The 12166-nt window shown below is 26.3% G+C and carries 9 protein-coding genes; 8 read left to right on the top strand and 1 reads right to left on the bottom strand.

Translation table 11 applies throughout. The features are described 5' to 3' along the window. Positions 1-255 precede the first annotated feature (255 nt). Positions 256-894 (bottom strand): hypothetical protein, encoded by a 639-nt coding sequence (locus QZ288_RS11125; RefSeq protein WP_295158873.1) that lies wholly within the window; start codon positions 892-894, stop codon positions 256-258. A 318-nt stretch (positions 895-1212) separates the two neighbouring features. Here QZ288_RS11125 and QZ288_RS11130 point away from each other — a divergent pair, with 318 nt between their 5' ends. The 8 genes from QZ288_RS11130 to recJ all read left to right on the top strand — a co-directional run bounded on the left by QZ288_RS11130 (position 1213) and on the right by recJ (position 12079). Then, complete coding sequence (locus QZ288_RS11130; protein ID WP_295158875.1) at positions 1213-3495, top strand: tetratricopeptide repeat protein; 2283 nt, start codon at positions 1213-1215, stop codon at positions 3493-3495. Between the two features lie 106 nt (positions 3496-3601). Beyond that, the gene (scpB, locus tag QZ288_RS11135; RefSeq protein ID WP_295158877.1) at positions 3602-4264 is read left to right on the top strand and encodes an SMC-Scp complex subunit ScpB; all 663 of its coding nucleotides are present in this window, start codon (positions 3602-3604) and stop codon (positions 4262-4264) included. 291 nt (positions 4265-4555) lie between these two features. Beyond that, entirely contained in the window at positions 4556-6418 is a 1863-nt protein-coding gene (gene mnmG, locus QZ288_RS11140; protein ID WP_295158879.1) for a tRNA uridine-5-carboxymethylaminomethyl(34) synthesis enzyme MnmG, read from the top strand. Between the two features lie 287 nt (positions 6419-6705). Further along, on the top strand, positions 6706-7089 hold the full coding sequence (locus QZ288_RS11145; protein WP_295158881.1) for a hypothetical protein: 384 nt from the start codon (positions 6706-6708) through the stop codon (positions 7087-7089). A 93-nt stretch (positions 7090-7182) separates the two neighbouring features. Continuing rightward, on the top strand, positions 7183-7479 hold the full coding sequence (locus tag QZ288_RS11150) for a hypothetical protein (protein ID WP_295158882.1): 297 nt from the start codon (positions 7183-7185) through the stop codon (positions 7477-7479). Positions 7480-7683: 204 nt separating this feature from the next. After that, positions 7684-8058 (top strand): hypothetical protein, encoded by a 375-nt coding sequence (locus QZ288_RS11155; RefSeq protein ID WP_295158884.1) that lies wholly within the window; start codon positions 7684-7686, stop codon positions 8056-8058. A gap of 283 nt (positions 8059-8341) precedes the next feature. Then, entirely contained in the window at positions 8342-9898 is a 1557-nt protein-coding gene (gene dnaX / locus QZ288_RS11160; RefSeq protein ID WP_295158886.1) for a DNA polymerase III subunit gamma/tau, read from the top strand. 21 nt (positions 9899-9919) lie between these two features. Beyond that, positions 9920-12079 (top strand): single-stranded-DNA-specific exonuclease RecJ, encoded by a 2160-nt coding sequence (gene recJ, locus QZ288_RS11165; RefSeq protein ID WP_295158888.1) that lies wholly within the window; start codon positions 9920-9922, stop codon positions 12077-12079. Positions 12080-12166: the final 87 nt, after the last annotated feature.

Here is a 12166-nt window from a genome sequence, read left to right on the forward strand (position 1 = left end):
TTTTCATTTTCGCATTAATCATTATAGAATTGATAAAGTCTAATAAAATAACTTCACTCCCTTTATCAGTAAATAGGTATCTGACAAAATAATCGTTTAGAGTATTAAAATATTTTTTATTATTAGCTTTCATATATAATATTATACTAAATATATAATAATTTGTCAAAATATTTAAATTATAATATTCTAATTATAGCTAACTGTAAACTTGATTTAAATGACTGCTAAACAAATTTATCAGTTATTAAGATTTTATCTATTCTCAAAGAAAAATCCGAAACTGAACATTAAGCCTACAGAATGATACTGTTTAGTATTATGATATGAAAATAAATTACTCATATCATCAGTATTAAAAATCATATTCTCGTAAAAGAAATGAATGCCTGCAAGAAAATCTGTTTTTTCTGTTTCAAAAAACTTTCTTTCAAATGATAATCTTACATAAGGAGATATTGGAACTGATTTATAATCTGCATTTATTAAATGACTAAACTGCACTCCTGAAGATATTCCTACAAGAAGATTCTGATTATTTTTACTTAAATCAAATTTTAAAGCTATGCCTGCATACATTCCTAAAGCAGTAATTCTATTTATTGAAGCTGTATTCTTATCCATTACAGATATCATATGTTCATTAATACCAAAATCAAATAAAAGATCTATGCCGCTTAATAGATTAATATTATTTAATTTAAATCCGTATCCTATTTGAAAATTTATATCTAATCTTGGGTCTAATAATACACTATTATAATTTTTAGTTTCGGCTATATTTATATCTGCTCCTAATTTAGGGCTGATTCCGAACTTAAAATTAGCAAAAAGATTAAAAGAAAATAATATTAATAATGCTGAGACAAAAAATATTTTTCTTTTTATTTCCATATAAGTGCTTATTCCTTTATATATTTTATAAAATACAGTTTAAAATTTTTAAGAAAAAATATAAATAGGTGAAAGTTTTTTCATATTTTTTCTCCTAAATTTTTTTTTATTATAATTATAACAAAAAAACAAGATTAGTTTAAAAATTATTTAAAATTTTTAGAAAAAATTTTAATATTTTTTGATGTTTAAACAAATTATATGAATATCATTTAAATATAATATCTATTGTTTATATGCATAAAAAAATTATTTTGTTGTTGACATAATATGCATATTCATTGTAAAATATTTACAATAATTGCATATGGGGTTTTTATGTATAATACAAAGATGGAAAATCTTTTAAATGAAGTATCATACAGAATCAATAATGAAGATTATAATCAAACTCTAGAAATACTTGATGGCATTTTAAAAAAAGTACCTAAAAATTACAGAGCAAATTTATATAAAGGACAAGTATGCGTCGAACTTAAAGAATTTGAAGATGCTGTAAGATATTTTGAAGAGGCTAGAAAAGTTGATATAAAAACTTTCAAATCTTATAATCTTCTTGGCATAAGCTATCACGCTATAAGGCAGTATGATAAGGCTATAGAATGTTTTAATGAAACTTTAAAAATTACCCCTAATTCTTTCAAAGCATATAATCTTCTTGGTATAAGCTATTTCGAGAAAAAAGATTTTACTAAGGCTATAGAAAATTTTAATAAAGCAATAGAAATTAATCCTAAATATGATAAGGCTTTCAATAATTTAGCACTTTTTTATTATAAAAATAAGCAGTATAATGAAGCTATAGAATTTTTCGAGCATTCCAAATCTTTAGATGAGAGAATATTTAAAGCTTATGATATGCTTGGAATGAGCTATTATAATATCAATAATTATGATAAGGCTGTAGAATGTTTAACTAAATTTCTTCAGTATAATACTAAATCATACAAAACTGCAAATACTTTGGGGGCTGTTTATTCTCTATTAAAAGATTATGATAATGCAGTTAAATACTTCAATATAGCTATAGATATAAATCCGAAATATGCTAATGCATACAATAATTTAGCTTTAGTTTATTTCAATAGAAAAATTTTTGATAAGGCGGCACTTTATTTTGATAAGGCAAAAAAATTAGATATAAATGCTTTTACAGATTATAATAAATTAGGAATAAGCTATTATTCCAAAAAATATTATTATGAGGCTATTGAATGTTTTGAGAGAGTTATAGAAAATAACAGCAATGCTTATAAGGCTTATAATTTTATAGGAATATGCTACTCATCTAATGAAGAATATGATAAGGCTTTAAAATATTTTAATAAATCTATAGAAATCAATGACAGATATTATAAAGCTTATAATAATTTGGCACTTGCATATTATAATTTGAAAGATTATGAGAAGGCTATAGAAAACTTTAATAAATCTATAGATATAAATAATAATAATGCATATTCATATAATGGAATAGGATTATCATATTATTATTTAGGAGAAAAAGAAAAGGCATTAATTTATTTAAATAAAGTACTTGAGATTAATGCTTCATCATACAGCAGTACTTATGAAACATTATTTAAAATATATTTTGATTTTAAAGATTATGATAATGTGTTATTTACTGCTGATAAGATTATAGAAGAAAATCCTAACTCATTTAAATATTATGATAAATTAATTGATTTATGCTTTAATAATAAAGACTATGATAATGTTATAGAATATTCAAATAAAATAGAAAATAAAAATAATGATATTTACAGAATGCTTGCCGAAGCATATTATAGAATAAAAGATTATGATAATGCAAGTTTATGCTATAATAAATTGATAGAAGAAAATAAATCTGTTTTTGAGCTTTATAATAATTTAGCTGTTATTTATTATTTGAAGAAAGATTATGATTTATTAATAGATACATACAATAAATATATAGATAATTTTGATTTGAAAAATAATAATTTTGCAAGTTATAATATTTTCTTATTATCGTATACTTTGCTTAAAGGAAACATTATAAAATATAATGATTTTTTAAATTTATTTGAAAAATCTTTGAATAAAAGTTTAGAGCTTCATAATATTCATAATGCATATAATTCTATGACTTTATACAAAAATATAAATTATAATACAGAATCTCTAAAATTACTTTTAGGCAATATTGAAGAAATTAAATTTGATAATTCCAAATTAAAGACAGTTAAGCCTATTATAGAAAAAATGAATATCAATTTTTATTCTTTCTCATCATCTTTAAAAGATTCTATTGATAATTTGAATGATAATAATATATGCATAGAATACAAAATAGAAAATTCAATTATTATTAAAAATAAAGATTATATAGCAGAAAAAAATATTTATGGAAAAAAAGCTAAGTTTCTCGCTAAAGAAGATAAAATCAATTATGAATCTCTTATTTATATATTCTCTTATATTAATGATGATGATTATACAGCAGTTTTATTAAATAATGATAATATCAAAATAAAAAGTATTTATTTTCATAATAGCTTTGATGATTCTAATATAGAAATTATAAGAAGAATTATCAATAATGAAAGTATTAAACTTTGCAAATTAGACAATTAAATACTATATCTTTATAAAAACTATATCCTTGAAAAAAGTTTTTAATATGTTATAATTTATATTATTAAAAAATAAAAAGGATTTTGTTTTTTAGGGATATAAATATATGGACGAAATGATTGAAACTAGCAGTACTATTAATGAAATTTCAGAAAAGAATTCTGAATATAATGCAGAAAACCAAAAGCTAAGCACAGAAAATAAAAATACTTTAGAGATAGACAGTTCTATACTTTCTAATGATGAAGAACTTGAAAAGATTATGGAAGCTGTTATATATGTTGAGGGTAATGTTCCTATAAGCAGATTAAGAACTCTTTTCAAATGCGAGAATTCTGATATAAGAAATCATATAGAAAATATCAATAATAAATACAGAAACTCTAAAAGCGTTATAGAGATACTTGAAGTAGGCGATTCTATTCTTATGACAGTAATTCCGTCTGCATTCGGGGCATTATCAGAAATATATGATAAAAAAAGAAAGAAAAAAATATCCAAAGCAATGCTTCAGACTTTATCAATAATAGCGTATAAGCAGCCTTTAACTAAAGCTGAAATTGATGATATAAGACAAAGCGACAGCGGATATCATTTAAGGGCTTTAATGGAAGATGGTTTTATAGCTTGGAAGGGAAGAAAAGATTATTTGGATAAAAGACAAACTTACGGCACTACAGATAAATTTTTAATGCATTTCGGTATAAGCAGTTTAGATGATCTTCCAAAATTAAGAGAGTTAAAAGATTTAGAGTTTAATAGAAATTAATAATAATAAATAATTAAAGTCTTTATTTTTAAATTAAATATTTACATACCCACTGTATTTTTATTATATTTAAAGCATTATTATAATCAAGTATTTATTAAAATCTGTAATATAAATTCATTAATATAATAAAAATTGAATTAAAAAATAAATTAAAATGTATAGAGATTTTCAAGTATAATTAAATTTTGAATTATGACATTTATTTTTTGACAATTAAAAGCTTTTGATATATTATCTTTTAATTAAAAATGTTTTTTAATAGAATATTATATAAAGAGAATATTATATATGAATGATAATAAATATGATGTTATAGTAGTAGGTGCAGGGCATGCAGGAATAGAGGCAGCACTTTCTTCTGCAAGACTTGGAATGAAAACGCTTATTATATCTATTAATTTGGATACTATAGGACAAATGTCATGCAATCCTTCTATAGGCGGTGTTGCTAAAGGCACTATAGTTAAAGAGATTGATGCACTTGGCGGCGAGATGGGTATTTTGATAGATAAAACTATGATGCAGTTTAGAATGCTCAATAGAAGCAAGGGAAAAGCTGTATGGGCTCCTCGTGCTCAGGCTGATAAATATGCATATAAGGAAGAAGCTGCTAAAACATTATATGCAGAAAATAATCTTATGCTTCATCAGGATATAGTTACAGAAATAATCACAGAAAATAATATACTCAAAGGACTTAAAACAGAAAGAGGCAGAGAATATGAATGCAAAGCAGCAATACTTACTACAGGAACATTTTTAAACGGACTTATTCATATAGGCGAATATCAAAAGCAGGCCGGCAGAATAGGAGAGTTTCCTGCAATAGGACTCTCTGATAATTTAAGAAGTTTAGGATTAGAGGTTGGAAGATTAAAAACAGGAACACCTGCAAGAGTAGATTATAATTCTATTAATTTTGATGTACTTGAAATGCAAAAAGGCGATGATGAAATAACGCCGTTTTCTTTTTTAGATGATAGTATTGATATAGTTCAGGAACCTTGCTATATAACATATACTGATGCTAATATTCATAAAATCATACAGGATAATATACACCTTTCGCCAATGTACAGCGGTATTATAACGGGCATAGGTCCTAGATACTGCCCAAGCATAGAAGATAAAGTAGTTAGGTTTGCAGATAAGCCTAGACATCAGCTGCATTTAGAGAGAGAAAGCTATAGAACAAATGAAGTTTATATAAACGGATTTTCTTCGAGTCTGCCTGAAGAAGTGCAGATAAAAATGATAATGTCTTTAAAAGGACTTGAAGAAGTAAAAATATTAAAGCCTGCTTATGCTGTAGAGTATGACTATGTAAACCCTATAGAATTAAAGCCTACATTAGAAACCAAAAAAATAGAAGGCTTATTTTTGGCAGGGCAGATTAATGGTACAAGCGGATATGAGGAAGCTGCATGTCAGGGGCTTATGGCAGGTATAAATGCATGTTTAAAAATAAAAAAAGAAGCTCCGCTGATATTAAAAAGAAGCGACGGATATATAGGCGTTTTAATTGATGATTTGACTGCTAAAGGTACAAAGGAGCCGCATAGAATGTTTACTTCTCAGGCTGAACATAGAATGCTTTTGAGACAGGATAATGCTGATGAAAGACTGACAGAACTTTCTTATAATATAGGGCTTGCGAGTAAAGAAAGACTTGAAAAAGTAAGAGATAAAAAACAAAAAACTCAGATACTTGTAGAATATTTAAATAAACGCATACTCACTCAAAAAGAAACTGAAGATTTAGGATTTAAAAAAGAGGCTGAGGAGTACCGTACTATGAGTTTAGCTTCTATAATAAGGCGTCCCGAATGCGGTATTAATATGCTTATATCTTTAATAGACAGAGATTATAATAAAAATGTTTTGGAGAATGCAGAAACTTCTATTAAATATGAGGGCTATATTTCAAGATATTTAAATGAAATAAAAGATATAGAAAAATATGAGAATATGCTCATACCTGAAGATTTTGATTATTCTTCTTTAAAGAGTGTGAAGATAGATGCTGTTAATAAATTAAAACAATATAAGCCTTATAATATATCTCAGGCTTTAAGAATACCTGAAGTAGATAAGTCAGTTGTACATATTCTTATATTGGCTCTTACAAAGAAGAAGAAAAATTATAATTAAAAATATAATAATATTTTAAATACACTTGACAAAAATTATTTATGATGTACTATATTGAAATGAATAATATGATTATTATAACCAACAACCAACAACCAACAACCAACAACCAACAACCAACAACCAACAACCAACAACCAGACTAAAATATACTTTATTTAATATTTCTTTATATTTAAAAGATATAGCTCCATTATATCTATTGCATCTATTTCTAAATAAAATCAAAATTAACTTGCAAATAATCATCTATGATTATTATAAAAAATTTTTTAAAGGAGTTTCTTATGTATAAGAACAAAAAAATTATTAAAACTTTATTATTGATAAGCTTATTTTCTTTAATGTCTTTGATTTCAATAAGCTGTAAATCAAATAATAACCCTACTTTTAAACCATCAGAACTAGTCGGCACTTGGAAATCTACTGTTGGTGCAACTACTTTTAATTTAAAAAGTGACGGCAGTATGGTTCTAAAACCAAATGGAGGAGCTGATGTAGACCTTAAAATAACAGATTGGGCTTCAGCTAAAGATAAAAGTGTAGGTTCATATTCTCTTAATTTAAAAAGCGGTAATGATACATATACATTTAAATTTACAAGCAGCAGTGAATGTGAAGTTACTTATTCAGCTCAAGCAGGAGTAGTTGAGCCTTTCAAAAAACAATAATTATATAATTAAATAAAATAAAAAATCAGTATAGAATGCTATTTTTTATACTGCTTTTCATTTTATCAGTAATATAAATTAAGGAGAATCAAAATGAAATTAATATTAACAATTATGTTAATGTCTATACTTTTAATTACAGGATGTTCAACTATGACTGCTGATAATATCCCTCAAAGTCTTCAGCTTAGCGGAAATGATATTATTGTAGGGGAAGTTTTAACTGCCGAAATTCGCTACAGCGGTAATGAAAATGCTTTGAAAGAACAATTAATAGCAAAGGCTTTACAAGGCACAAATTATGATTTTTTAATTATGCCTAGATATGAAATTGTACCCGGTATAATTAAGAAAATGAAAATAAGAGGAAGAGGTGCCAGAGTAAAATAAAAAGTTAAAATTACATTAGTATAAATATTAATTGCTGTTATAAACTGCTTGGTGATTATTTACTATGCAGTTTTTTTTATTTCATATAATTGCATATATAAATAATATTTTTTAATGTAATTGAAAGCATTAATAATATTTTAAATGAAAAATTATACGGATTATTATATAATAAATGATATTATATATATTGGAGTTTATTTTATGATTAAAAAAACTGTGATATTCTCAATTTTTTTGCTTTTTATAGTATCTTGTAATGCTGATAATAACAGTACTACATCAGCATCATCTCAATATAAAGAAATTCCGAGAGCAAGTATAGGATTAACTAATTTTTTAGGTATTTGGCAGGCTAAGTTTTCAAATAATGAATCAAGTGTTGTAATAGAAAGCAGTGAAAATATACTGTATAATGATTTAAAGGCTTTATCTGTAGAAGATTTAGGAAATGACAGATATAAAATGACTGTATCATCAGATAAAACTTTTTCAGTTATATTAAAATTCAAGTCTGATACCGAAGGAACAATTGAAGATGATAATTTGGGAATAGGTACTTTAATAAAGGATAAATAATTTTCTAATTATAATTTTTATAAAAATAAATTTGAATATTATTTTTTATTTCCTAGTAAATATTTATAAACCATTTTCTTATTCTTTGATTTTTTTATATTAATTTGTATGCTTATTTCATTTAAAAAGCATAATGCTGTATTTATAAAAAAAATAAGTACTTAACATATAGGTATAATTAAAAAATTATATATTATTTATAAGTTATAATATAAAAATTGACAAATAATGATACTCTGTTAAAATAGCTTAATAAAAAATATCATAATGGAATGCTGTAAATATGTCAGAAAATTATAAAGTAATAGCAAGAAAATACCGTCCTCAAACTTTTGAAGAAGTAATAGGGCAGGAACATATTACTAAAACAATATCAAAAAGTATAGCACAGAAAAAAATAGCACATGCCTATCTTTTTTCAGGTGCACACGGAGTGGGTAAAACTTCTCTTGCAAGAATTATAGCTAAGGCATTAAACTGCATTAATGGTCCTACTGACAGCCCCTGCGGAGTTTGTACTTCCTGCACTCAAATAGAAAACGGTACTCCTCTTGATGTTATAGAAATTGACGGTGCAAGCAATAGGGGTATAGAAAATATAAGAACGATTATAGAAAATGTACGAATATCCCCTGCTGCAGGAAAATATAAAGTATATATTATAGATGAGGTGCATCAGATAACTAATGAGGCTTTTAATGCTTTGCTTAAAACATTGGAAGAGCCTCCCGCCCATGTTGTATTTATACTTGCTACTACTGAAGCCGATAGGGTGCTTCCTACTATAAGAAGCAGATGTCAGCAATATACTTTTAAAGCTTTGGGCATAGAAGATTTAGAAAAAATATTGAAAGGTATACTTGATAAAGAAAATATTAAATATGATGAAGAAGCTGTATTTTTGATTGCGAAGCAGGCTAGAGGTTCCGTACGGGATAGTGAAACAATACTTGAAAAAATGATAGCATATACTGCAGATAAAAAATATATAACAAGCGATGATGTTAATGCTGTTGTCGGAGGAAATAACTTTTCTTTTGTAAAAGAGTTTTTTGATATTATGATGCTTTCCGATAAAAAAAAATATTTCGAGTTTATGAAAAAATTATCTGAGCAATCTGCTGATATCAGAACTTTTATGAACAGCATAATAGAGTATTTGAGAATTGTACTTATGATAAAAAGCGGTATTGATGATATTAAATTGCTTGAGATAACTGAAAATGAAAGAGATGACTTAAAAGTTTTTGCCTTTCATTACAGTGATGATGAGATTGAAAGGATACTTGATTATATATTATCGGCTGAGGAGCGTATAAGAAATGCTTCTAATCCTAGAACTATATTTGAAATGCGTATGCTTCTGCTTCTTAATACTGATAATTTAATTCGTCCTGTTGATATAATTTCTGCAAATATTCAGCCGTCTATTCAATCGGAAGCTGTTAATAATGAATATGACGCTTTTGTAAATAATGCTTCAGAAAATACTAATAAAAATCAATATGATGTTCCTTTAAATCCTACAGATAAAAGAAGAATATTTTATAATAAGATACTTTCTTTTATAGAAACAGAAAGCCCTACAATATATTCTTTATTATCGCAGGGCAATCCTATAGAAAGTAAAGGAGCTGTTTTAATAGTGGCATTGCCTGATCATATATTTGATATGACAAAATCTGATAAACGCATTAATGATTTGGTGGCTAAAGCTATACCTAGATTTACTAAAAATAAGGATGTAGCTATACAGTTTCAGAGAGCTGTTGAAGGTAATATGATAGATAAATTAAAAACTCGTTTGCAGGCTACTGAAGTTGATGAAAGTTCTTTATAATAAAAAGTAAGTGATTAATATATGAATATAGATAATTTAAATGAAGTAATAAAAGAATTATTAAAATTGAGAGGCATAACTTCAAAAGAAGATATTTATGATTTCTTTTTTCAAGATATATACTCTTTATCTAATCCTTTTAATATAAGAGATATTAATGTATTTGTAGATAGAATAAAAGAAGCTGTAGAAAATGATGAGAAAATACTAATATACGGAGATAAGGATGCAGACGGAGTAACGGCAGCATCTATTATATATAATACTCTTAAAGTTGTTACAAAGAATGTAGAAGCATTTGTACCTAATCATACAACAGGCTACGGACTTTCTAAAGCTGTTATAGAAGAATATGCAAATTCAGGAGTAAGCCTTATTATTACAGTTGATTGCGGCATATCAAATGCTGAGGAAGTTGAGTTTGCAAGAGAGCTTTCTATTGATATTATAGTAACAGATCATCATGATATACCTGAAATACTTCCTAATGCTTATGCTGTATTTAATCCCAAACTTTCAAATACAGGTTTTTCATCTAAAAATTTTTCGGGCTGTGCTGTTGCTTTCAAACTTATGCAGGCATTCGTATTTTCTTATACAAAAATATGCAATAAAGATATAATAGTATTAGATTATAAGATTGATAAAAATAAAAATATTATAAAAACAATAAGGGCTTTAAAATCTACTAATTTTGTTATAAGCGATGAAGTATTCGGATTTGAGCTTATTGATGATAATAATAAATATAAGTCTATTTATATGGATTATTATGATGAGTTTATGAGCGAAGATGAGGTATTAGAAGAGCTTGCCAGCTATATGTTTGAGGGAGACGGTACTGTACTTGTGCTTACAGGGGGAGAAGACAGACTTAAAAAGCTTTTATCATTTTATGAAAAATATGAAATATATCTGCCTGAATATGACAGTGTTTATGATTTGCTTCAGCTTGGTGTCAGATACGGAAATATTAATATAAATAATATGAAAACTTTAGATGATTTTGCTTTGGCACTTAATGTTAATATTTACAGATATGAAAATATAGAGTACAGAGATTTAATAATTAAAATGGAAATATTTAGGAGATTATTTTATATAAGTCAGAAGCAGTTTCAAAATTATATACGGAAAAAATCCATACTTGTATTATTAGGCACTGTTGCAGATGTTGTGCCCCTTATAGAAGAGAATAGGGCTTATGTAAAATGTGCTTTGAAGGAATTAGAAAATACCAGCCATATTAGATATAATATTATGCTTGAGAAAATTAATCTGCTTAACAGCAAAATAGATACTCAGACTGTCAGCTGGAGGCTTGCACCTTTTATAAATGCTGCAGGAAGAATGGGAAGTCCTGAAACTGCTTTAAAGCTTCTTACTTCTGAATTAAAGGAAGATGCTTTAAGGCTTTCTGAAGAGATTTATAATATGAATGAGACTAGAAAATCTTTAACTGAATCTAATTTTAGTATTGTAAATGAATATATAAAAATTAACGGCTGTTTGGATTTCCCTATAATAGTAGTAAAAAGTAAAAATATAGAACAAGGACTTACAGGCTTGATTGCAGGAAAGGTATTAAGCGAATATGGAAAAACTGCTGTTATTATGTATGAGAGCGATGAGGGTATTTGCATCGGCAGTATAAGGAGCAGGGGAGATGATAATGCCAGAGATATGCTTGAGTATGCAAATGTATATTTGACTAAGTTTGGAGGACATAAAAATGCTGCGGGCTTTACTTTGAATGCTGAAAATTTTGATAAGTTTAAAAATAAGATTGTAAAATATGCAGCTTCTCAGAATTTTACTTCGGAAAAAAATGATTATGTATTTGATATGGAAATTAATTTAAAAAATATAGATATGAAATTAGCAAAATCATTAGAACTATTTGAGCCTTACGGATTTGGAAATGAAGAGCCTTTATTTATATCAAAGAATGTGAAAGTTAATAATATAATTAGAATGCAGAAAAATAATAAGCTTCATTTAAGGATTGAGCTTTTTCAGGATAATAAAAAGATAAGAGGTATTATATGGAACAGCAATGAAGAAGAAGTGCAGAAATTATTATCTTCAAATTATATAGATATTATTTATAAATTGAGAGTTAATCGTTTTGCAGGAAGCGAAGATGTAAGAATATATATAGAAAACTATAAAATTTTTTAATATAAATAAAATAATTAATTTATCTTTATTGCTGCTAGCTATAAACTCGCTTTAAAATAGCTGACAACTTTCTTTGTCAGTTGTCAG

Origin of the sequence: uncultured Brachyspira sp. (genome assembly GCF_910578695.1) — a bacterium.
Classification (GTDB): domain Bacteria; phylum Spirochaetota; class Brachyspiria; order Brachyspirales; family Brachyspiraceae; genus Brachyspira.